Origin of the sequence: Gracilibacillus kekensis, from assembly GCF_900143085.1 — a bacterium.
Taxonomy (GTDB): domain Bacteria; phylum Bacillota; class Bacilli; order Bacillales; family Amphibacillaceae; genus Gracilibacillus; species Gracilibacillus kekensis.
The window spans coordinates 704,303-728,746 of the sequence record NZ_FRCZ01000001.1; the positions used below are offsets into that span (position 1 = coordinate 704,303).

The 24,444-nt window shown below is 37.4% G+C and carries 23 protein-coding genes; 8 read left to right on the forward strand and 15 right to left on the reverse strand.

All coding sequences use genetic code 11. From position 1 onward, the window contains the following. Positions 1-189: 189 nt before the first annotated feature. Positions 190-687: a YwgA family protein gene (locus BUC25_RS03275; protein ID WP_073199612.1), complete on the reverse strand. Its 498-nt coding sequence runs from the start codon at positions 685-687 to the stop codon at positions 190-192. A 19-nt stretch (positions 688-706) separates the two neighbouring features. Then, positions 707-2,011 carry an HD domain-containing protein gene (locus BUC25_RS03280; RefSeq protein WP_073199614.1) on the reverse strand — a complete coding sequence of 435 codons (1,305 nt, stop codon included), beginning with the start codon at positions 2,009-2,011 and terminating at the stop codon, positions 707-709. A 214-nt stretch (positions 2,012-2,225) separates the two neighbouring features. Here BUC25_RS03280 and ytvA point away from each other — a divergent pair, with 214 nt between their 5' ends. From ytvA to BUC25_RS03295, 3 genes are all read left to right on the forward strand, one after another. Continuing rightward, positions 2,226-2,978 (forward strand): YtvA family blue-light photoreceptor, encoded by a 753-nt coding sequence (gene ytvA, locus BUC25_RS03285; protein ID WP_244535112.1) that lies wholly within the window; start codon positions 2,226-2,228, stop codon positions 2,976-2,978. A 133-nt stretch (positions 2,979-3,111) separates the two neighbouring features. Further along, complete coding sequence (locus tag BUC25_RS03290) at positions 3,112-3,360, forward strand: glutaredoxin family protein (RefSeq protein WP_073199618.1); 249 nt, start codon at positions 3,112-3,114, stop codon at positions 3,358-3,360. A 115-nt stretch (positions 3,361-3,475) separates the two neighbouring features. Next, complete coding sequence (locus BUC25_RS03295; protein WP_073199619.1) at positions 3,476-4,297, forward strand: lipoate--protein ligase family protein; 822 nt, start codon at positions 3,476-3,478, stop codon at positions 4,295-4,297. On the opposite strand, the gene menC is transcribed toward BUC25_RS03295, so the two are convergent. The 3 genes from menC to pta all read right to left on the reverse strand — a co-directional run bounded on the left by menC (position 4,290) and on the right by pta (position 7,510). After that, entirely contained in the window at positions 4,290-5,375 is a 1,086-nt protein-coding gene (gene menC / locus BUC25_RS03300) for an o-succinylbenzoate synthase (RefSeq protein ID WP_073199621.1), read from the reverse strand. The two genes, BUC25_RS03295 and menC, sit on opposite strands and share 8 nt — an antisense overlap. 138 nt (positions 5,376-5,513) lie before the next feature. Further along, complete coding sequence (locus tag BUC25_RS03305; RefSeq protein ID WP_244535113.1) at positions 5,514-6,485, reverse strand: nuclease-related domain-containing protein; 972 nt, start codon at positions 6,483-6,485, stop codon at positions 5,514-5,516. A gap of 44 nt (positions 6,486-6,529) precedes the next feature. Next, positions 6,530-7,510: a phosphate acetyltransferase gene (pta, locus tag BUC25_RS03310; protein WP_073199625.1), complete on the reverse strand. Its 981-nt coding sequence runs from the start codon at positions 7,508-7,510 to the stop codon at positions 6,530-6,532. A gap of 216 nt (positions 7,511-7,726) precedes the next feature. Between pta and hemQ the strand changes: the two genes are divergently transcribed. From hemQ to BUC25_RS03325, 3 genes are all read left to right on the forward strand, one after another. Then, positions 7,727-8,473 carry a hydrogen peroxide-dependent heme synthase gene (gene hemQ, locus BUC25_RS03315; protein ID WP_073199627.1) on the forward strand — a complete coding sequence of 249 codons (747 nt, stop codon included), beginning with the start codon at positions 7,727-7,729 and terminating at the stop codon, positions 8,471-8,473. 118 nt (positions 8,474-8,591) lie between these two features. Then, entirely contained in the window at positions 8,592-9,056 is a 465-nt protein-coding gene (gerQ, locus tag BUC25_RS03320) for a spore coat protein GerQ (protein ID WP_073199628.1), read from the forward strand. A gap of 200 nt (positions 9,057-9,256) precedes the next feature. After that, positions 9,257-9,505 (forward strand): hypothetical protein, encoded by a 249-nt coding sequence (locus tag BUC25_RS03325; protein ID WP_073199630.1) that lies wholly within the window; start codon positions 9,257-9,259, stop codon positions 9,503-9,505. 42 nt (positions 9,506-9,547) lie between these two features. Here BUC25_RS03325 and BUC25_RS03330 read toward each other — a convergent pair whose 3' ends face one another. The 3 genes from BUC25_RS03330 to BUC25_RS03340 are packed head-to-tail and all read right to left on the reverse strand — an operon-like array spanning position 9,548 to position 11,573. Then, positions 9,548-9,916, reverse strand: a complete 369-nt coding sequence (locus BUC25_RS03330) for a DUF423 domain-containing protein (RefSeq protein WP_073199633.1) — start codon at positions 9,914-9,916, stop codon at positions 9,548-9,550. A gap of 16 nt (positions 9,917-9,932) precedes the next feature. Beyond that, positions 9,933-10,211, reverse strand: coding sequence for a YwdI family protein (locus tag BUC25_RS03335; RefSeq protein WP_073199635.1), 279 nt, complete (start codon positions 10,209-10,211; stop codon positions 9,933-9,935). Between the two features lie 24 nt (positions 10,212-10,235). After that, complete coding sequence (locus tag BUC25_RS03340) at positions 10,236-11,573, reverse strand: sodium-dependent transporter (protein WP_073199637.1); 1,338 nt, start codon at positions 11,571-11,573, stop codon at positions 10,236-10,238. Between the two features lie 121 nt (positions 11,574-11,694). Between BUC25_RS03340 and BUC25_RS03345 the strand changes: the two genes are divergently transcribed. Beyond that, positions 11,695-12,555 (forward strand): fructosamine kinase family protein, encoded by an 861-nt coding sequence (locus tag BUC25_RS03345; RefSeq protein ID WP_073199645.1) that lies wholly within the window; start codon positions 11,695-11,697, stop codon positions 12,553-12,555. A gap of 133 nt (positions 12,556-12,688) precedes the next feature. Here BUC25_RS03345 and BUC25_RS03350 read toward each other — a convergent pair whose 3' ends face one another. Both BUC25_RS03350 and BUC25_RS03355 read right to left on the reverse strand, forming a co-directional pair. Further along, positions 12,689-13,717 (reverse strand): acyltransferase family protein, encoded by a 1,029-nt coding sequence (locus BUC25_RS03350; RefSeq protein WP_073199647.1) that lies wholly within the window; start codon positions 13,715-13,717, stop codon positions 12,689-12,691. Between the two features lie 118 nt (positions 13,718-13,835). After that, positions 13,836-15,065: an aminopeptidase gene (locus tag BUC25_RS03355; protein ID WP_073199649.1), complete on the reverse strand. Its 1,230-nt coding sequence runs from the start codon at positions 15,063-15,065 to the stop codon at positions 13,836-13,838. 143 nt (positions 15,066-15,208) lie between these two features. Here BUC25_RS03355 and BUC25_RS03360 point away from each other — a divergent pair, with 143 nt between their 5' ends. Further along, positions 15,209-18,283, forward strand: coding sequence for an efflux RND transporter permease subunit (locus tag BUC25_RS03360; RefSeq protein WP_073199651.1), 3,075 nt, complete (start codon positions 15,209-15,211; stop codon positions 18,281-18,283). Between the two features lie 560 nt (positions 18,284-18,843). On the opposite strand, the gene BUC25_RS03365 is transcribed toward BUC25_RS03360, so the two are convergent. The 5 genes from BUC25_RS03365 to BUC25_RS03385 form a co-directional block, all read right to left on the reverse strand. Next, the gene (locus BUC25_RS03365; protein WP_073199653.1) at positions 18,844-20,238 is read right to left on the reverse strand and encodes an L-cystine transporter; all 1,395 of its coding nucleotides are present in this window, start codon (positions 20,236-20,238) and stop codon (positions 18,844-18,846) included. 274 nt (positions 20,239-20,512) lie between these two features. Further along, positions 20,513-20,956 (reverse strand): SRPBCC family protein, encoded by a 444-nt coding sequence (locus tag BUC25_RS03370; RefSeq protein WP_073199654.1) that lies wholly within the window; start codon positions 20,954-20,956, stop codon positions 20,513-20,515. Positions 20,957-21,133: 177 nt separating this feature from the next. Then, a complete protein-coding gene (locus BUC25_RS03375; protein WP_073199657.1) occupies positions 21,134-21,583 on the reverse strand; it encodes an OsmC family protein in 450 nt (149 codons plus the stop codon). Positions 21,584-21,643: 60 nt separating this feature from the next. Further along, positions 21,644-22,405, reverse strand: coding sequence for a TerC family protein (locus BUC25_RS03380; RefSeq protein ID WP_073199659.1), 762 nt, complete (start codon positions 22,403-22,405; stop codon positions 21,644-21,646). A gap of 287 nt (positions 22,406-22,692) precedes the next feature. After that, positions 22,693-24,411, reverse strand: a complete 1,719-nt coding sequence (locus tag BUC25_RS03385) for a phospho-sugar mutase (protein WP_073199661.1) — start codon at positions 24,409-24,411, stop codon at positions 22,693-22,695. Positions 24,412-24,444 lie beyond the last annotated feature (33 nt).

Consider the following 24,444-nt stretch of genomic DNA (forward strand, 5'->3'; position numbering starts at 1 on the left):
AACGAGCTTATTAGGTACGATTAACTACAATAAAAGCATATTCATGATAAAAGATCAAGAAAATTCTGAAAATTCAGCAAAATATGTGACTGAAGTCACTTTTTATTGGCTATTACTCGTAACACATACTTTCCTTGCTTATAAAAAACGAGTATAAAACCCTCGCGATTTCATACTCGTTTCAATGATTTATTTTAAATTTATTTTCCCAATAAATGACCATGCTTCTACAATGTCTTCGGAAGTATAATTCGATTTTTTCTTTACTTCCTGTACTTTTTGCTCGATTTCATCCTTAGGTAAATGATCGAAATAAAGCATGGTAGCAACTAATTCCAAAAAACGAGAACTCTGTTCCTTCATGTCTCGAACAATCGACTCCACCAATGGAACATCTGCATTTGAATGCTCTAAGAAATCTTGCCCTTGATCGGTTACCTGGTAGCGGTATTGATAGTAATTGCTTTTTTGTTCTTTTATCTCTGTTACAAATCCGAGATTGGTTATTTCCTCTATTCGAAGGCTAAGTTCTTCAGAATAGGGACCATAAAAATAAAAGGTATATTTTTCTTCAAAAGGAAGTCCCAACTTTTTTAAAATATAAATAATTTTTTGTAACTTCTTACGTCCTACTATTCCATCAGATGCTGCAATGACTTTAACAAGTTTTGCATGATTATCTAGCAATGAAAACACCCCAGTTTCTTTAACGTTCTTGTTTATTTAATATTTTTTGTATTTTTGCTTTTTCCGGACGATCGTCTGCCAATTTTTCAATCAGGTCTTTCGGATAATAAAGCTTATGATCTGTTCGTTTTTTCCCTGAAATGGCTTCGACAATATCGGACTGGCGTGATAATTCACGCAATTCATTATTTGGCATTAGTAAATGAATCGGTAATCGTTCCTCTTCTTCACCGGGTCGATAAAAGTCATATGGTAAATCTGAAGAAGAATCGACTACTAAATAATAATCAGGATCTAAATCAATATCTTTAAAAAGTTGATATAATTCCATCCAATCATTCATTTGCAGATTTGGATTAAATTCAGCATATTTAAATAAACGACGATTGACAAAACGATAGGCTAAATCACTTAATATTGAGTCATCTTCCTCTGCCCACATCTGAAAGTAGTACAGCACCACTGCTTCATCGAGACGTATGTAGTCTTCCAGTGATACCTTACCTTCGAAAAAAGAAATAAAAGGTGTAGGTTCTACTTTAAATTGGTAGTGTTGCCCATATAATTCTTTCACCCGATGAAGAATTTTTGTCAAAATCACTTCCGCACTTCTTGTCACAGGATGAAAATAAACTTGCCAATACATTTGATAGCGACTCATAATATAATCTTCGACCGCATGCATGCCTGATTCCTTAATGACAACCTGATCCTCGACAGGGCGCATTACCCGCAAGATTCGTTCCATGTCAAAATGACCATAGCTTACACCTGTAAAATAAGCATCTCGTTGCAAATAATCCATCCGATCTGCATCAATTTGGCTTGAAATCAAACTGACTACTAATTTGTCATGGTAGGTTTTATTAATGACATCTGCGACTTTTTGCGGAAATTCCTTACTTACTTTTGATAATACTTGGTGTACTTCTGTATCCCCTAAAATAATTGCCCTTGTGAATTCTTCGTGATCTAATTTAAATACTTTTTCGAATGAATGGGAAAAAGGTCCGTGTCCGAGGTCATGCAATAATGCGGCACATAAACAGAGAATCCGTTCTTCCCGATTCCAATTAGGCCTGTCCTCAAAGTTGATTAAGATTCTACGAACGATTTCATATACACCCAGGGAATGATTTAATCGACTGTGTTCTGCTCCGTGAAACGTTAAAAAGGATGTACCTAATTGCTTAATCCGTCGCAATCGCTGAAATTCCTTGGTGCCAATTAAATCCCAAATAACAAGATCCCTTACATGCACGTAACGATGGACAGGATCCTTGAAAACTTTCTCCTCATGTAACTGATCATCTTTATAAGCCATGGCAAATACCTTCCTCTTTTTTCCTGCAATTAAGGTCTTTTCTTAACTAATGCATCACCTGTTTAAAACCTTATTATACCAATACTTTACTATTAAATATGTGAAAAGGCAACAACACATTTCAGGCTATATTTCTAATTTGTATTGCATGAAAAAAACATGATAAAATCAACTTACATGATTGCAGGAGGAGATTAGAACGAAAAAGCAATCATTGTTTGAGATAGCAATCAATCATACCAGAGTTGGAGTTACCATTACTGATCCATCAAAAAAAGATAATCCTATCATATTTGCTAATGAAGGTTTTCATCAATTAACAGGATATACAAGCGAGGAGATTATAGGTAAGAATTGTCGATTCCTTCAGGGTAAAAAAACGAATCCAGACAGTGTGAATCAAATTAGAAGAGCACTTACTAATATGGAGCGTGTCGAACTTCAGTTGTATAATTATAAAAAAGATGGTACAGGCTTTTGGAATGAGTTAATTATTGATCCAGTATGGTTAGAAGAAGAACAAAAAACTTACTCTATTGGTATCCAAAAAGACGTTACTCAAGAAAAAGAAAAAACGCAAATGTTAGAAAATACATTAAATGAAATTGATACTATTTCCACACCGATAGTCCCCGTTACAGATAATGCTGTAATCCTTCCTTTAATAGGTGATTTTACGGAGAAACGCTTCGAAAACATGAGTAACCGGTTATCCTATTACTTAGAAACAGCGGAAGAGGATTATATTATTATAGATTTATCAGGTTTATATGAAATGGATACATATGTCGTATCGAGATTTTTCCAGCTTAGTCAACTTGCTTCGTTAATGGGAAAACAAACTGTTTTATCAGGGGTTAGCCCGGATTTAGCGATGAAAACTGCGGGAATCGTTGATACTATAAATAAGATCCATACATTTGCTAATGTTAAGTCAGCATTAAAATTTATCAATACAATTTCATAACAAACCATTATAAAAAAGCATCTTTTTATGCTTTTTTATTTTGAATTATGAACAAAATAAAGGTTTACATCTACTCAAGTTAAGGGATAGTACATAATGTGAAACATAAAATAATTATCAGGAAAGGAGAATTATGAAAAAAACTATTAAGGTTTATATTAGTGAAAACAATAAAGAATGTGACCAATTAATAAACTATTTAAATAAATATAATGTCTCTTTTCTTACTATAAACGTAACGGAGAACAAAGATGCATTATATGAATTACAGAAAGAAAATATCTATCTAACCCCTGCAATTATTATTGATGATAAAAATCACATCATTGGATACCATCCAGAAAGTATTGATAAACACCTTTTTCTAATGCCGAAAAAATAAACCACTCTAGTTCTATTTCGTTTAAAACGCACATCAAGTATCGCGGTCCTTTCAATCTCTATTGATTTATAATATTATTATGTATTAAGTGAACAAATAGGGTTGGAGGATTCTCATGAAAGACTGGAAGCAATTTTTTAAAGATAAACAGGTTCGGATTGTGGACCATCGCGATCCGGAAGTACTTGGCACAGCGATGGCATCTTTTGCGGTCGACGATGCGTTGTGCGAAAGCGTTGGACGAAGCACTGACACTATAGCGTGCAGATTCTGGGTCCATGACAACACGGTTGTTCTGGGAATATTAGATAGTCGATTGCCTGACGTGGACAACGCAGTCCTGTTTTTACAAGAAAAAGGATATGATGTTGTTGTCCGTAATTCTGGTGGACTTGCGGTGGTATTGGATCAGGATGTGTTAAATTTTTCGTTTATTTTACCGGATTCAAAGGAGATGGGGATTCATTCTGGTTATGAGCTGATGACTGCATTTGTGCAGGATATGTATCGGGATGTAACAGGCGGAATTGAAGCGTTTGAAGTCGTTGGTTCTTATTGTCCGGGAGATTATGATTTAAGTATTGGCGGCAAAAAGTTTGCTGGTATCTCGCAACGCCGGGTAAAAAAAGGGATTGCCGTGCAAATATATTTGTGTATGCGTGGAAGTGGTGTGGAGCGTGCGGAAATGATTCGTGATTTCTATCTTGAAGGTCTTGCTAGTGAGGCAGAGCGTTTTGATTATCCCGAAGTGGTGCCAGATACAATGCGCTCACTATCCGACTTAGTAGGCGTCGAGATGACGGTAGAAGATAGTATTGTACGTGTTTTGAATATGTTAGGTGATGTTGTTTTTGAGGATTTAGCTCGGGATGAACTGATGATATTTGAAAAAAGAATGCAGCAAATGATCGATCGAAATCAAAAAGCACTCAAGTGAGTACTTTCTGATGTGCTGGTAGATATACCTGATAGCCGATACCTGGTTGTTCTGGCAAGGTGACATAACCATTATGCACCTCCACTTCAGGTGTGATTATATCTTGATGCCAATAACGTGTGGATGCACCTGGATCTGCTGGGAATTGAAAGTTTGGTAAAGTTGCTAAAGCTAGTGATTGGCTGCGTCCAACACCCGCTTCGAGCATCCCACCGCACCATACTGGAACATTATGAGCCTGGCAATAATCATGAATGGCGATCGCATTTGTGAAACCTCCGACTTTTGATAATTTGATGCTGATTATTTTACAGCTTTTTAATTCGATAGCGGTTGTCACATCTGCCAAAGTATTTATGCTCTCATCTAAACAGATCGGTGTTGTTATCTGTTCTTGAAGCTTGGCATGATCGATAAAGTCATCATGTGCTAATGGCTGTTCGATCATCATCAAGTTGTATTGATCTAACCGTTTTAGATGATCGATATCTTTCAGCGTGTAACCAGAATTAGCATCGACCATTAATGGTATTGTCGGGAAGTGCTCGCGAACTTTTTCTAAGATATGAAGGTCTTGAGTTGGGTTAATTTTTAATTTTATTCGTTGATACCCCTCGTTTAATGCTTCATGGATTTTAATGAGCAATTGCTGATCGTCTGATTGCATACCTATCGCTGCTCCGACAGGGATTTTATTCGTTGTACCGCCTATCACTTGATAGAGCGGTTTTTTTTGTTGTTTGGCATAAAGATCCCAGACAGCGCCTTCAATGGTTGCTTTTGCCATATGATTGCGTCTGACTTGATGAAGCTCGAGTTCTCGCGGATGCTCGATTCTTTGTGCCTTGATCAACGGCCAGAGATGATGCTCGATCATATGCTGAACCGTATCCGTTGTTTCCTCTGTGTACCAAGGTGATGCGAATGCCACAGACTCGCCATATCCTTTTATTCCATTCTCATCAATTAGTTCGGTGATGATCACATCTTTATCCTTTATCGTAGTTATGCTGTTTGCAAATGGATGCTTAAGCGGCATCTTAAATCGGTGAATTATCAACTTTTCGAAAGCTAGCATGTTGAGCGGCTCCTTTTAAAATAGGATATTCATTTATTGGACACTTTACAGTAGTTATTGGACACTTTTATCAGTTTATTGGACACTTTGGAGCTTTTACTGGACACTTTTTATGATTTATTGGACACTTTCGCTTATTTATTGGACACTTTTCGTAATTTCAAGTAATTCAGGGTGAGCATAGTATGCTGTTTTATTTGCACCTATTTTAATATACCCTGCACGCCCTAGCATTTTACGAGCTGCATCTGGAGAATCCATTAATAAGAAGTGAGCGGCTAAGTTCTTGGTTGTTTGGTTACCTGAAAGCAATGCTAATGAATATAACATTGCTTTATGCGCATCTGCACTCCGCTCTCCACAGTTTAAACATTGCCAACACATGCGTTCGCGAAGCATTGGGCGATTGCTACAATTTGGACATGGTATTCCTTGAATTAAATTTTCCCACAAAATCTGATGTTTTTCTAGTATAGGGATCAATCTTTCTTGATGATTCTCTTCTAAGAAGCTTTTTAGTGGTACAGGATCTGAGGTGGTTGTTGGATGTTTTGCTGCTAATTTTTCTAATAGATTTGGAACTGCTTGACCGGTGAGAATACGATGATAATCGGGGTAATCATGGAGCTTGAGTATTACATTTGGATTAACGAAGACTGCATAACGATAGATTGGTAATTGCTTTTTATCATGAGCGATTAAAAATGCTCGAAGATTGATATACTGCCGATCCACCTGCAAAACGGGATCATCAAAAGCTTTTGTAGTGCCATCAATTTCACGGGTGAGTTGATTAGACTTGGCATCAAAATAAATGGGACCCGTAAAATTTTTTACCTCAAAAATCACTCGAAAGCTTGAAGTCAGCACAATCCAATCAATTTGAAAAGGATGATGATGTTCTATTCGAAGCCTTTTTAAAAAAGTGAGGTTAGATAATTGAGCTTGTTGAAGGTAAAATTCGAGGCGATTTTCTCCTGCCTGCCCGGCGTCCTGCCTTCGAAATTGGCTTAACACGTTGGGATACTCGGGATGTTGTTCAGGAAGAAGTTCGAGTAGTGCTCGATATTGCTGCCACTTGAGTGAGGATGGTGGAATCACTTTTTCCACTCCTTTCCTTTTTCAAAAAGTATAGCAAAAAGCACAGTAGAAATCTACTGTGCTTCGATTGCCTGAGCTGCTGTGATTAAGGCTAATTTGTAAGCATCTTCACTGCTACAGCCACGGGAAAGGTCATTTACAGGCTTGTTGAGTCCTTGGAGAATTGGCCCTACTGCATCAAAACCGCCAAGACGTTGAGCGATTTTGTATCCGATATTCCCTGCTTCAAGTCCTGGGAAAACAAAGACATTAGCATCGCCTTTTAGTACAGAGCCTGGTGCTTTTTTCTCAGCAACGGAAGGTACAAAGGCAGCATCAAATTGAAATTCACCATCTAATGTTAAATTTGGAGCCATTTCTTTGGCAATTGAAACTGCTTCAGATACTTTTTCGGTTTCTTCTGATTTGGCAGAGCCTTTTGTAGAAAAGCTTAGCATCGCTACACGGGGATCAATATTAAAGAGACGAGCTGTTTTGGCACTGCTGATCGCAATTTCTGCCAGGTCTTGGCTATTTGGCGCAATATTGATAGCACAATCAGCAAATACATATTTCTCGTTATCACGAACCATGATAAATACTCCAGAAGTTTTCTTTACGCCCTCTTTTGTTTTTATAATTTGCAGTGCTGGGCGTACGGTATCTGCTGTAGAGTGAGCGGCACCACTTACTAAGCCGTCCGCTTTATTCATATAAACAAGCATCGTACCGAAATAGTTTTCATCTAATAACATCTTACGCGCGTCTTCTTCTGTATTTTTTCCTTTCCGTCGTTCCACGAATGCTGTGACCATCTCTTCGAAATCTGCATAGGTGCTTGGATCTAAGATTTCTACTTCAGAAATATCAACTTGTATTTCTTTTGCCTTCTGTTCTATTTTTTCCTTAATTCCGACTAATACAGGGTCAACTAATCCTTCTTTTTTTAACATGCTAGCCGCTGTTAATATCCGTTCATCCAACCCTTCAGGAAATACTATTTTACTAGCTTTTTCTTCCATTCTACTTTTAATTTCCGTAAATAAATCACTCATGATTTAAACCCTCCATATTAGTATCTGTATTATATGATACGCCTTTTTGTGTAATAATGAAAGTATAAGATATAAGCAAAGCAAATTTCTTAGAAAGATTTTTAAAACGTTCAACATTTTGTCATATATCAACCAGTAGACATTGCGTTTCAATAAGTATTTTTCCCCAAATATGTTATATTAAACGAAAGTAGCATTTTAAAGGAGTGGACGAATATGCCAGAAGCAGTTGAAACAATGGATGGTTGGTATTGTTTACACGATTTACGTAAAATAGATTGGACAAAATGGAAAAAAGCTTCCGAAGAAGAGCGTCAGCAAGCTGTTCATGAACTACAAACGATGCTTTATGAATGGGAAGATGTTGCAGAAGCAAGAGATGGTAGTCATGCTTTTTATTCAATTATGGGGCAAAAAGCGGATTTTATTTTAATGATCCTTCGCCCGACAATGCAAGAACTAAGTAACATCGAATTACGCTTTAATAAATCGAAATTTGCTGAGTTCACTACACCAAGTTATTCGTATGTATCTGTAGTGGAATTATCGAAGTATATGTCCAAAGAAGGGGACAACCCTGAGGAAAATCCGGGAGTTCGGGCACGTCTTAAACCAAAATTACCTGATTGGGATCACATCTGTTTTTATCCAATGGACAAGCGTCGTGAAGGTAATGACAACTGGTACATGTTACCGATGGATGAACGCCGTCAATTGATGTATGAGCACAGTTTAACAGGAAGAAAATATGCAGGTGAAATCAAACAAATTATTACAGGCTCCATGGGCTTTGATGACTGGGAATGGAGTGTAACTCTGTTTGCAAAAGATGTCCTGCAACTGAAAAAAATCGTCTATGAAATGAGATTTGATGTGGTTAGTGCACGCTATGGTGAATTCGGACCTTTCTATGTCGGAAACATTTTAAAAACGGATGCCATTCCAGAGTTTTTAGCTATTTAGCGAAGTACACGTTTAAGACGTGTACTTTTTTTATGCATGTTTACTTTTGCTTTTGCATATAGATGGCTAGTAGGAATGAGCTCGAATTTAATTCCCGATCACGAAAGGAGACACACGGATGAGCCTAAATCAAAACAGGCAACAGCCTTATCAACAAGGGGCAGGCATGCCTCAGTATAATCCTCAGGCCTTTTATGGACAGCAAGGTGGATATCAATATCCTGGTGCTGGTCAAATGAATCAAATGGGGCAAATGCAGCCAATGCAACAGCAACAACAGCCAAAAGTATCCGATACACCCGGAATGCTACCAGTCGAAGAGTCTTATATAGAAAACATTTTACGATTGAATAAAGGTAAAAAAGCAACAGTATACATGACGTTTGAGAATAATGACCGTTGGAATGCGAAAGTATTTAAAGGAATTGTCGAAGCAGCTGGACGGGACCATATCATTTTGAGTGATCCGGAAACAGGGAAAAGGTATATTTTATTGATGGTGTACTTAGATTATATTACGTTTGATGAAGAAATTGCCTATGATTATCCGTATAATCAAATGGCTTCCTATTCACCGAGATAGAGACTTCGTTGTTAAAGTGAGACGTCAACAGATGGAGCACTAATAAAATCCGGACGATTACTGCGAATTCTTCAAGTAGAATTTGTAACCGTTCGGATTTTTCAGTTGCAAAATAGAAGAAAAGTTTCACTAATAACATCTAAAATGAATTAATCAAAACAATATATACTTATAGAGGCACTTTCAGAAAGGATTTGATTATGAACAATAAGGCTTCCATTCATGAAATAACGATTGCCTGTTTCAGTATTACTCTTTTATTAATTCTGCTTGCTTGGCGGAACAACTCTTTATTCTTAGGTACGCTTGCTCTTATTAGTTTAAGTGGAAATCTTTTTATTGAAGCTTATAAAGAACGAAAGAAAGGGAATCGTTTTTTCTTTTCACAATATTTGCTAAGAGGATTTGCCCTATGGGCTATTTTAATCTTGGTATTTTTTATCATATAAAAAAAGTGTGGTTTCCCACACTTTTTTAAATCTATTTATCACTTATATATACTTTACAACCGCATACCCTAACAGGACCCAGCCAATCAAAAATGCCAAACCACCAATTGGTGTAATCATCGCAAATGTTTTAATAGATGTTGTGGAATAAACGGAAAGACTTCCTGAGAACAAAATAATTCCTGCAAAAAAGAACCAACCAGCGGAAACAATCGAACCTGCTGTTATTTTTTGCATTAATAATCCTGTTGCTAATAAAGCTACCGTATGGAACATTTGATAGTTTACTGCTTTTTCCCAGGTTGCCAACATCTTCTCTGATAATTTACTTTCAAGACCATGAGCTCCGAAAGCTCCTAATGCCACTGCAAGAAAACCATTTATAATCCCTAACAATAAAAAGACTTTCATCTATGTCCCTCCCCATTTAAAAGTCAAACAATGAATCACCATTAGCACCGTCTGACTCTATCTTTTTCTCTTGTTTCACCTCATGTTTAGGTGCTTGTTCGCCGACCATTTTACGCCATTCCAGTTCATTAACTGAAGTAGTTGCTGAAGCTTGTTCAGGGCTATCCTGGTCTAACAATAAGTCTGTTAATGAATGAACCGCTTTTGCGTGTTCTCTTACTTTTGATTCGTTTTGCAATGCTTGTTCACATTCTGCAATAATCTTTCTTAAAATTTGCTGATTGGTAATCGCCATCGTTGCACATCCCCTTTAATGTTATTATACAATTCCTAACGAATTTAAGAAAATGATAGCAATGATTAACGGTGCGATAAACTTCACTAGGATATACCACAATTGGCCAATAGACTGATTGCTTAGATCCGATGCTTCCATTGCTTCTTGCTTTGTGAAATACCAGCCAACAAACAGTGCCATCGTTACACCACCGATTGGCAAAAAGACATTAGATGAAAGAAAATCCATCGAATCTAAAATATTTCGATCCCCGATCAAAGTCACTCCACTCCATCGCCCCATTCCCAAGGATACTGTCACACCTGAGATAAAGACGACCACACCAACTAAAAAAGAAGCAAGTTTTCGCGACATGTTTGCAGCACGCATCACATAGGCAACAGGTACCTCTAGTAAAGAGATTGATGACGAGACAGCAGCTAAACTTAACGCTGTAAAGAAAACCAATCCTATAATTGCTCCATAGTTCATTTGATAAAAAATTTCTGGTAACGTAATAAAAACCAGTGGTGGTCCTTCGCTTGGATCAATGCCAAACGCAAATACCGCTGGAAAGATCACGACACCTGAGATGATCGCAAATAATGTGTCCATTACTCCGATCCCCACTGTGGCACCTGGCAGCTGATGCTGCTTCGATAAATAGCTTCCATAGGTCATCATCGTACCTACTCCAAGACTTAAAGAAAAGAATGCTTGTCCTAAAGCTGCAATATAAACAGAAGGATCCTCTAACACAGACCAATCCGGTTGAAATAAAAAGGCTAACCCTTCGCTTGCATTAGGTAACGTGACACTATAAATCGCAAGTCCAATCATCATTAACGCCAAAACAGGCATCAATATTTTATTGGCAAGCTCGATTCCTTTTTTGACACCTACTAATACAATCAACATGGTAATTCCCATAAATAATGCGTGCCAAAATAATGGCGCATAATCCTGAGTAATAAAGGCATCAAAAGAGCCGCCATAACCAATATCAGGCATTTCAGCCATTACACCAGTGACATACCCCCACCAATAATACAAGGCCCATCCCGCAACAACACTGTAAAAGCTTAGGATTAAAAAGGCACTCGCTACACCTAAATAACCAACCATAAACCATGGTTGAGCTGGTGCTAATTTCTTATAAGAACCAACAATATCCTGTTGTGCTTTCCTGCCGATACTCACTTCCACTAACAATAAGGGAATCCCAATCACTAAAACACTAATAATATATAATATTAAAAAGGCGCCTCCACCATTTTCACCTGCAACATAGGAAAAACGCCATATATTCCCAAGACCCACTGCTGAGCCCATCGCTGCTAACATAAATCCAAGTCTCGACGCCCAATTTTCACGTTCCATCTCTGTCACCTCACTCTATTATTATAAAGCCTTCCCTATTGTACACGATCACAGTATCCTTTTCTACCTCGAATTTTTGGTGATATACTTACTATAGATCAATTGTAAAAGGAGTGGCAGAATGGAAGATAAATTACGATCAATTGGTGATTACTCCAAAATAAAAATGATTCAGTCGGTCTCAGGCGGTGACATTAATCAGGCCTATTTTGTGGAAACTGCAGAACAAACCTATTTCATCAAGACTAATAAACAAGTTCCGGCAGACTTTTTTCAAGTAGAGGCAGAAGGTTTAGATCGAATTCGCGATACGAAAACCATTCATGTACCCGAAGTATTTCATTATGATATTGCACACAACGACGAAGAAATATACTTGTTAATGGAATGGGTGGAAGGTGAAAAGCATACTTCAACCGGAAAATGGTTAGGAGAAGATCTGGCAGCACTTCATTCAACCCATGTTGGTAAACAATATGGGTTGGACAGTTCGACCTTTGTAGGTGAGATCAGGCAAGAAAACCTTCTTTTTGATAATTGGCTTGATTATTATCGAGAACAACGTCTACAACCTCAAATGAATTTAGCGATTTCAAAAGGTAGAATGTCCGGGAAGCGATTAGAACGAATGGAACAGCTTTTATCTAGGCTTGATCAATACATTCCTTCTAAACCTCGCGTGTCGCTATTACATGGTGACTTATGGGGTGGCAACTGGTTAGCAGGTTTAAAGGGGACGCCTTATCTGATTGATCCTTCGATCGTTTATGGTGATCCATTATTTGAAATAGCCTTCACCGAACTATTTGGTGGATTTCCGGGAGAGTTTTACGCTAGCTATCAATCGATCTTACCATTAGCGGATTATTACGAGGATATCAAACCACTATATCAACTATTTTACCTAATGGTTCATTTAAACCTTTTCGGTGAAGGTTACGGAACCAGCGTTGACCGTATACTTAAACATTACACAGTATAGGCGAGGTAATGTAGACGGGATAATTACTCCTGCTCACGGGATATATTGCTCGCTTGACGGGATAAGTCATGTTATGCCGTTAAGCGCTCAAGTTATCCCGTGAAGAACACTTTTCCAAACAAAAAAGCCATCTTTACGATGACTTTTCTTTGTAATTATATGTTTCCTTTTTACTTCGTTCATCCAACCATTGCTGCAAACCATCTGTCTTTCCTTCAACGATAGGTTGAGCAAACAGCGCCACCCATTTCGAGGATAGAAACCAGACAATAGCTGCAGCAATTACTGCTAATCCAATCGTGTCCAGGTTATGGTCAACAGCCAGCAAGTTTGCCTGGCGTCCATATTGGATAATAATACCGTGTAATAGATAGACATACATCGTATTTTGCCCTAATGGAGTAAACGAAAACCGTTGGCGGGGTACTAATAGCATGACGGAAAACACCATTAAGGTGGCAACTACATATAATCCTGCCCTAAACATTCCGCCACTCAAAGCTGCATCTAGTGCTTGATAGGATTGGGAACCAAACAACCACTGTGCCGGAATTGTTGGTGTCACATAACTTACAACAAATACAGCGATTAAGATACCAACAGCTATCGCCTTCTTATTGGCCGTTTGCCAACGGAACAGTTGTTTTTTCGATAACCAATAGCCAATTAAGAAAAATGGGAAGAAAACCAATGTTCTCGATAAGCTAAAATCTGGTCCAATCATAGGTACATATCCAATGGCAATACCGATAGTGAAGGCTGTGAATATACCTACCCATGGTGACATTTTACGATATGCGATTAATAAAATATGCCAGCTGAATAAACTTAATAAGAACCATAGTCCCCAATGTGGGTCATACAAAGTATTATCCCAACTGTTTTTCCCGATACCTAAAAAGTAGATCGAATAGAAAATTTGAAACAAAAAGTATGGTATTAAAATCCGTTTCGCTAACTTGATGATATATCCTTTATCACTTGATCCTTTTGCAAAAAAGCCACTTGCTAACACAAAGACTGGCATATGAAAGATATATATCCATTGATACAATACATCAACCAATTCAATATGATGTTTTAATGGTTGAATTAAATGACCAAATACAACCAAAAATATAAACAGGAGTTTCGCATTGTCAAAATAAGCTTCTCTTTGCATGTTTTATTCTCCCTTTTAACGCTTTTATTCAATAATACCCCCTAAAAGGAAGAACAAAAAGTAAATCAGGTGATTGTTAACGAAATGTAATTCCGCTGTTATCTTTTTAAAAGGAATGTTAAAAAGTAATCGCCCATGCCCCGTTTCGGAAAATAGCTTCCCTTTCTCCATCAACAGTAATGCCATCAATGTCCATATCTGCCGAACCAATCATAAAATCTTCGTGCACAATACTATCATTGACACCATGTTGATCCATTTCTTTGTCATTCATATCTGATCCACCCTTAATATTGGTTGGATATGCTTTGCCTAACGCGATATGACAAGAGGCATTTTCGTCAAATAACGTATTATAGAAAATAATGCCTGCTTGAGATACAGGAGATTCATGTGGCACTAACGCAACTTCGCCAAGACGTGATGCGCCATCATTATCTGCTTCTAATAATTGTTTCAATGCCTGCTCTCCATTTTCACAGGTATAATCGATAACTTTTCCATCTTTAAATGTTAAAGTGAAGTTTTCAATTAACTGTCCTTGAAAGCTTAGCGGCTTTGTACTTGTCACTGTACCATTGACACCATATTTATGTGGCATTGAAAATACTTCTTCTGTTGGTATATTAGGATTAAATATTACGTTATCTGCAGCTTTTGCTGCTCCACCATGCCAAATATGATTTTGAGGTAACTTGATCGTTAAATCGGTACCTTCAGCCTGAAAATGTAGTTTCTGATAATTCTTATGATTTAAGTACTCACGAGCATCTTTTAGCAATTGGTTATGTTTGTTCCAAGCTTCGATCGGATCCTCTTGATCGACACGCGCAATACGGAAAATCTCTTTCCATAATTTATCCTTCGCTTCATTCGCTGGTAGTTCTGGGAAGATTTTCTCTGCCCATTCAGTGGTCGGATAACCAACAATTGACCAACGTGCTTTGTCATTCATCATATAATCACGATATTCTTTTAACGCTTTTGAACTTGCCTTGGTGACAGCCGCCATTCGGCTACCCTCAATATCTTTTAATAAATCCGGATTTTCTCCATATATATTTAATACAGCATACCCTTCTTTTACCATGCCTATCATTGCATCTTTACGCCATTTTGGAAAAGTCTCTAACACTTCCATTGGTGCATGCTTCATTTTCAGGTAGGTTAAAGCATCGTCCTTCCATTCTACATGTACATTTTTTGCACCGACTTCATATGCCTCTTTCACAACAATTCTAACAAATTCAATTGCCTCTATCGGCGCTTGTACTAGCAAGCCTTGATCCTTTTGCAAGTTAACACCTGTACGTAATGCTAATTGTGCGTATTTCTTCAATAGTTTCATGTTTGAACCTCCTTGGTTTAGTGTACTATTATAATATGCTACCTCACTAATTGAAAAATGCAAATAGTATACTTCATTTGTTTACTTCTAAGATAAGGTGTGGCATTAATAGAAATAGAGAGTTTATAGACGAGGTGAATGAATTGGAGACATTGATAAAGTACCGTAAGATTGTATGGATTTTTGTATTATTATTTATTATTACGGGAGTATTTACATATTTACAGACTCCTAAGCGAGATATACCTGAAATTGAACAAAATATTGCTTCTGTTTCCACCGTTTATCCAAGCGCAAACCCTGAAATTGTTGAACAGGCCATTACAACACCGATCGAGCAAAAGGTATTGAAAATTGAAGGCGTAGATCAGGTTACATCGGCCTCCACTAATGGTTTTTCTACGGTGACCATCACACTCGATGATACGAATAATGCAGATGCCGTATATTCCACGATAAGGCAATCTGTCCAGGATGCACAAAAAGACTTTCCAGATGAAGCATTGTCCCCAGATGTCACGACAGATCTTGTTACTTCTAGTGTTGCTACATACCACCTTTTGAGCGATAATCGTGAGCAATTATTCGAAATAAGAGAACATATAGATACATGGAAAGAAACGATTACAGCAATCAGTGGTGTTCATTCTATTTCGGTAAAAGGATTACCAGAGCAAAAGGTCGTTATCTCTCTAGAGGAAGAAAAAATGTCAGAAGAGAGAATCCAACCGAACCAGGTCATTGAAACACTGCAAAATGAGCTTAGCCCCGCCGCTTTAGGAACTGAAAAAAATGAGCAGCAAAATATTTTATTAAATATTGAATCGATTGAAAAACTAGATCAATTAAATACAATACCTATCACTTCAACAAATGAAGGTGCTATCAATTTATCAGATGTCGCAGCTATCTCTGTTGAAAATGAACCATTAGAAGACATGATTACCTTCCAGGATCAAGCCGCATTGTCCTTAACCATCTTTGCTGAGGATGGTGTCAATATTACAAGTCTGCAATCACAGATTGATGAAAAGGTGACCAGTTTAACGCAGGAATTGCCAGAAGAAGTAACTGCAGAACGCTTTTATTCTCAAAGTACCGTTATAGATGAAGTGTACACCAATTTATTAGTATCTTTCGCGATATCTTTGCTAGCTGTTGTTGTAATTATGATATTAGGCTTACCATTATCATCTGCTATTTTAGTAGCATTTGCTATACCGATTTCGATTATTGTCGGATTAATCCCGCTGCCATACACTGGTGTCGACCTTAACCAAATCTCCATAATAGGGATTATTGTGGCAATAGGGATACTCGTGGATGACGCTATTGTCGTCAATGATAATATCATGCGCCGTTATCAACTAGGAGACGCTCCTTTAGAAGGGGCAAAAAGAGGGGTTAAAGAAGTAGGTGTATCGATCGTAACCTCTACACTAATGATCGTCTTTAGCTTTTTTCCTTTAACTTTCTTATCAGGCAGTAATGGTGCTTTTATCCGTGCTTTACCAATTGCATTAATGGGAACGATTATTGCGTCCACTTTATTAGCACTTACCGTCATTCCGACCGTGCAATATACAAGACAACTAGCAATTTATCGTTCAAAAAAAAGACGGATAGGCTTACTGACAAACTTTTTCCGGTGGCTGGAAGACCGCTATGCCAATACGATTTTGCCAGCAACGATCAAAAAACCTTGGTTAACCGTAATTAGTGGTGTAATCGCTTGTATCCTTTTATTATTATTAGCAATCAAAGTTCCATTTGAATTTTTCCCTGCTGCGGACCGGGAAGAGGTAACACTCTCCTTAACTTTAGATGAGGGGACATCGATGGAGGAGACCGATCAATTTTTAGCAGATATTGAAAATTATATTACAAGCAATGTAGACCACATCAATGAAACCGCCCGATACACCGGTGGAGGTTTACCAAACATCTTTAATTCAGGTTTAAACAGGTCAGGTGATAATACCGGTCAGCTTGTAGTACGAGTCGACCGTGATAAGACTTCCGCTAGTGATTTTATTGATCAATACCAGCAAGAATTACGTAATCAGTTTCCCGATGGCGAGATTTTCTTAGAAACGATTGTATCTGGTCCCCCTCCTTCTGCCGCATTGGAGTTAAAGTTACAAGGACCAGAATTAGATACTTTATTAGAGAATGCGACAACGTTAAAAGAAGAATTAAATGCACTTGATTCGGTTGAGATCGCGACGGTTAATGCAGGCACAAGTCAGCCGGTAAAAACATATGATATCGATCGTGAATTTTTGGCGAAAAACAATATTCCTATTAGCCAAATTACCGGCACACTCCAACTAGCGAATTCTGGTTTACCTTTATCTGATATAGAAGTAGAAAATGAACAAACCAGTATGGAGCTGACATTGGATGAAGGACAGCAAGACGCTATTGATCTGAACGCATTAACTGCGGTTGTATCAACGGATGAGGGTGCACCTGAATTTTATACGTATGATGAATTTATTTCCATTAATACGGATGAACAAATTGCTGCAATCACACATGAAAATGGTGATCGCACAATTACGATTTCTGCTTATGAAGCGGAAAATGGGGACTTTACTGCTGAGACGACAGAAGTGATAGATAATATGCGTTCTGAACTGGCATCCTTAGATGGAGATTATGCATTAAATCAGGATGGTGAAGCAAGTGCTGAAACAGAGTTTTTTGTGGAAGTCGCGAAACTGTTTGTCATCGTCTTGTTCTTAATTTATATCACACTGGCAATTCAGTTTAATTCATTACTTACACCAGTCTTAATTACGAGCACGGTCTTTTTAGCTGTAACCGGAGCTATCGTTGGTTTATTTGTTAGTGGCCAACCGTTAAGTTTCTTAGCTGTTTTAGGTATTGTCTCCCTATCGGGGATTGTTGTACGAAATTCGATCCTGATTATTGAGTTTATTGAACAAAACAAGGAGAAATATGATAACAATATTGTCGAGGCAATTATTGCCGCTGGGCGTGCGAGATTACGGCCAATTATTCTAACTACGCTGACATCAATCGCTGCTTTAACTCCGATCATTTTTATGGGGGATGTCTTATTTAAGCCATTAGCCGTATCGATCGTATCAGGGATAATCTTCTCGACGATATTAACCTTATTACTGTTACCAGCATTCTATATTACAATGAACCGCATCAGCACCAAAAAGAACAATAAAACATCCGTATAAGACTATTAGAAATCGGTACTAAGTAGACAAAAGCTACGAAGTAAACTGTTGTAAATTTATTGGTCAAAGTAGTAATTTTGAAACGTTTTATTTACTAGACATCCGCTCCGGCTGCCCGCTTTCCTTTCCGCGGGGTTTTTCCTTCAGCTAACTTTTCCAAGCACAAATCGCTTGAAAAAGTGGATCTTCAGGAAAAACATTCCCACAGGAGTGAAAGCGGGCGGCCTACGCTATAAATTTATTCTACAACATTTATGACAGTTATCAATCTGAGCTATCTATATGAATTCAAATGAAATAATTAGTTAGAAGTCGTTATTTCAATTCTCGCACTCATTGTAGAACTTCATCTAGCGCAGGCGTCCACTTCGACTTCTAGGGGATTAACATGATCTGAAGATCCACTATGGAAAGTGTTTTTCTTTTCAAAGTTAGCTGAAGAGCATGCCGGAGCGGTTGTTACACAAATACCTACATTTCAAAATTGTCACGTCTCTTACTTCGCAGTATTGTTTTAATACAAAAAATCCCTCAAGCTAAACCGCTTGAGGGATTTTTTCTTATAGTGCGATGTCTTTGTTGACTGCTTCTTTATCGTTATATTTTTTGATGTTTAATTTTTTCATTATTTTCGATGTTAATGTTCCTGAAAGGATTGAATCATTTACATTCAATGCCGTACGCCCCATATCGATTAATGGCTCAACAGTAATTAATAGACCTGCTAACGCTACAGGTAAGTTCATCGAAGACAATACGATTAGTGCGGCAAATGTTGCACCACCACCAACACCAGCTACACCGAAAGAACTAATACCAATAATTAATATCAACGATACTAAAAAGCCTGGTGATAATGGATCAATACCTTGCGTAGGTGCAATCATTACAGCTAGCATTGCAGGATAAATACCTGCACAGCCATTTTGACCAATTGTTGCACCAAATGATGCTGCCATATTTGCTGTACCACTGTGCACTCCAAGACTTTCTTTCTGTACTTGGATTGTTAATGGAATCGTACCTGCACTTGATCTGGACGTAAATGCAAAACTCAACACTGGTAATACTTTACGTACATATGTCATTGGATTTAATCCAAAGATCCCTAAAATAATTAAGTGGATAATAAACATTGCGATTAATGCTACATAGGAAGCACCGACAAATTTTCCGAGTTCAATGATACCCGCTACATTTGTTTGTGCAACTGTATTTGCCATTAAACCTAAAATACCGTATGGAGCAAGTCGTAAGATAATCGTAACAATTCTCATCACTATCGTGTAAATAGTATTGACAATATCTACGAATTTCTCGGCTTGTTCCGGTTGTTTTCTTCTAACTCCTAAAACAGCTATACCAACCAATATCGAGAAAATTACAACAGCGATAACAGAAGTTGCGCGTTCACCAGTCATATCTAAAAAGATATTGGATGGAATAAATTCAAGAATCTTTTGCGGTGTTGTCATCCCTTCAAGAGAACCTAATCTTTCTTCAAGAGCTAACCCGCGATCTTCTTCTGCCTGACCCATTTCGATTTGATCTGCACTTAGATTAAAGATGGATGAGCTTGCTACACCCACTACTGCCGCAACCATCGCAGTAGATACTAAAATACCAATGATCCATGCAGACATTTTTCCTAATTCAGACGATTTCTCTAAGTTGATAATTGATTGAATAATAGAAACCATTACAAGTGGAATAACAATCATCATTAATAGTCGGACATACCCTCTACCTACGATGTTATACCAATCTGTTGTAGTGCTGACTATTTCAGAGTCTACTGAATAAGCTATCTGTAAAAAAGCACCTAGTAGAATCCCCAGGCCAAGACCTGCGAATACTCTTTTACTGAATGATACAAACTTTCTTTGCATCCCAATTAGAATACCTATAAATAATAGCATTATAACAATATTAATAATAATAAATAATGTATCCATTCACTTTTCCTCCTTTTTTTGATTAATCCGATTGAAATACTCTGATTATATTACTACCAATCTATAGTTATGTCAAACATATAATTTGCAGATAAAAATGGTTATTACTATTCAAATTTATGTTTAAAACAGGATGTCCTATGCATAAGTTTATATTTTGATAATTTTTAAATTATTCACAACTATAATTCGAGAGAAATTGCAAAGAGATGATATCTATTTCAATATAGAAATCATCTCCTTTAAAAGGATGCAGTTAAATAATGACTGGAAACTATGTAATATCACTTATCGTTCTTTTTTGATACGGCATACCTTTTCCTTCTTCACAATATTGTTTCAGACTGTATAAGAAGATTGCCCAATTGTAATTACAACTACGATAGCATGTGGTAATATCCTGCCAATTTGTATGTCGGAAAATAATCTCCGTTTTTTGGTTGTTTTCTTTTAAATCAAAGGAAATTATTGTGTTTATCCATTCTGATTCATCTGATTCAATACATTTCCAAACAATCTCTTTATCAACAACTAGTTCTTCTACACGAATTTTACTCTCATCTCCTTCGCCGAAACGAAAGACATTGATCGCACCTATTTCATTAATAAAATGTAAATCATTTGTCCATATTTCGGACAGTCCCTTTTTCGTTGTCAATACCTCATAAACATGCTGAACTGGACGGTTGATCACTTGAAAATGTTCGATACTGGACATAATTCCATCTCCTTTTTATATTAAATATCTCATACGTTTTATTATACTATTTCTCACGTTGATGGGTTTCTTATAAATTGCTTTTGTTCAGGCGGACTTAGCATAAAAAAAAGATGACCCCTATTCTAAATAGGGAATCATCTTGGCAATGCACAAAAGTCACAGCAAGGTATTGTATTATCTATCTACGGATATGTTTTCTTCTAAAACGAGTTCAACATTTCCTTTGATCGCTCGAGAGATCATGCAGGAAGATTCTGCTTGATCTACAATTTCCTGCAATCGCGAAAACTGTTTATTGGTTGCACTACTTTGTAACACCACTTTCGGTCTGTGGGTAATTCGTTTATAAGTAAATACACCATTGGTTACATCTACGTTTCCAACAGAATTTAATTCTAGCTGTTTTAATGGTAAATTTGCTCTTTCAATCATTGCTGCCACGGTAATTAAATAACAGGTAGCAGCTGCACCTAATAACATTTCGTCTGGATTGGTGCCAATACCGGGTCCATCCATTTCAGGTGGTATTGATATTTTTGTCTTTAAATTACCAGCTTCGATATATCCTGCTTCATTTCGGCCTCCAGGCCATGATGCTTGTAATGAAAATTGATGCAAAGTCATTTTATCACCCTTCCTAGCAACAATTATATAGGTGCCAATCAGTAGGACAAAATAGTTTGTTTAAGCCGCTTCTTGATTTTTTTTGCTGGATAAAAACCAACCTGCTACTGCTATACAAACAAGCACTAGATAGAAGGTTAACTTCCATGGTAAGGAATGAGCAAAGTCATGAGATAATAAATGTACATCTTCATGTGCTAACACACTTACAACTAGTTTGATACCAACCCAACCGACAATTACAAACGCCGCTACTTCAAGTCCTGGTCGATCATGGAGTAATTTCACAAAGACATTTGCAGCAAAACGCATGATAATTAAACCAATCATACCCCCTGCAAGCACTACTAAAAATTGTCCGGTGTCCAGACTACCAATCGTTCCTAAACCTGTCGCAGGAAGTGCTACTGCCAACGCAACCGCAGCTAATATAGAATCAACAGCAAAAGCTAAATCTGCCATTTCTACTTTAAATACCGTCATCCAAAAACTGCTTCCTTGCTTTTCTTTTCCTTCTTCGATCAGGTCTTCTTTATTTTTCTTTTTAAATGTATCATACAAGTGTTTAATTGAAATGAATAATAAATATGCTGCCCCAATCGCTTGCACTTGCCATACATCTACTAAGAAAGAAATAATAAACAATGAGCCAAAGCGTAATACAAAGGCACCTGCCAGACCATAAAATAGTGCTTTTTTTCGCTGTTCATCTGGTAAGTGTTTCACCATAATGGCTAAAACTAATGCATTATCTGCAGCCAGAATACCTTCCAAACCAATTAATACGATTAATACCCACCCATATTCTATGAGTAATTCCATTCGACTCCATCTCCTTGTGAATAAAAATAATCTCCACCCATTGGTAAAGATCACACAAAAAACGAGACCTTTACCATGGACGGTAAAGGTCTCGCTAACAACGTAGAGTTGCCAATAATGCCGGAGATATTTCTCGAAATGACGACATTTATTGTGCAGCTACTCCCCTTTATGTATGTTTTTACTATAGCTCTTTTAGGTCAAGAAGTCAATATTTACTTCTAACATAAAAAAAGAACCCATTACCATCCGTCAGATAGTCATAGGTTCTTCTTCTTAACAAAGCTTTATGCATTAATTATTGTATCGATTCGATCTTCTACTTCCGATTGAACTTTTTCTAATAGAGATTTACTTTTTTCTGCACTATTCGTTTTTACTCCAAAGTAACTTTTAATCTTTGGCTCTGTTCCAGATGGGCGGAAACAAACCCATGCATCATCTTCTAACAAAAATTTCATGACATTTTCTTTCGGTAGGATAATCTCTTCCTGTTTATTTTCCAATGGTAGTGATCTTTCACTTATTTGATAATCTTCAACAGCAATTACATCTAAACCACCTAATCTTTCAAAAGGTTGTTTTCTAATATCACTCATAATCGACTGAATTTGTTCTGCACCATCTTTACCTTTTAATGTTAAGGATTGCATACCTTCCAGATAATAACCATGTCTCGCATACAGTGTGTCTAGAGCTTCGAGCAGCGTCTTACCTTTCCCCTTCCAATAACTTGCGACTTCACAGGCTGCCACAGCTGCTTGAACGGCATCTTTGTCACGGACAAAATCACCTATTAAATAACCATAGCTTTCTTCATATCCAAAAAGGAAATGGTTGTCATTGGATTCGAATTGTTTGATTTTTTCACCAATAAATTTAAAACCAGTTAATGTATCAATAGTATTTACACCATAATAAGACGCGATTGCTCGGCCCATTTCGGTTGTTACAATTGTTTTGATGACTTGGCCATTCCTTAATGCATTTGGATCTTGTTGGGATAATGTGTAGTCTAATAAAAGAGATCCTAGTTGATTACCAGTAAGGACTTGATATGATCCCTTACCATCTTTAACAGCAACACCAAGACGATCGGCATCTGGATCTGTGCCTATTAAAATATCCGCGTCTTTCTTTTTCCCTTGCGCAATTGCCATTTCAAATGCTTGATGCTCTTCAGGGTTTGGAGAGGAAACGGTAGAAAATTCAGGATCTGGTTTAGCTTGTTCTTCTACCACATCCACACTATCAAAGCCACTTTGTGCTAATCCTTTCATCACTAAATCATAAGCAGTACCATGTAAAGGTGTGAAAACAATCTTTACTTGATTATCAATTTTTTGTTTCTGAATTGTTTTTAATTCTTGTAAATAGGCTCGGTCAACCGCTTCTCCCACCCATTCCAAAAGACCAGCTTCTTCTATCTCGCTTTGACTTTTTACAGGGACAAGTAACTCGTCTTCTACTTTATTTACTTCTTCAATAATAGCTGTGGCTTCTTTTAATGGTACTTGGCCACCATCTTCGTTATACACTTTAAATCCGTTATATTCTGGCGGATTATGACTTGCTGTGATCATAATCCCTGCTGCCGTTTTAAGATGACGTACAGCAAAGGATAATAAAGGTGTAGGCCTTAGTGATTCAAATACGAACGCTTTTATATTGTGCGCACCTAAAACTCTAGCTACCTCTACAGCAAATTCTTGTGACATATACCGCGAATCATAAGCTATCACTATTCCTCTTTTATGAGCGTCATCGACATTGTCGGTTATGTAATTAGCTAAACCCTCTACCGCTTTGCGAACCGTATAAATGTTCATTCGATTTGTACCAGGTCCTAACATGCCACGCATGCCGCCGGTACCAAAAGTAAGGTTCTTATAGAAGGAATCTTCTAAATCTTTTTCATTTTTGGTTAACTCATTTAATTGTTTTAATAATTTTTCATCAAGTGCTGTGAAAGAAGTCCATTTCTTTAGTGTATCTTGCCAGGACATTTGATTTCCCCCTTAAAAAACATCATTATATAT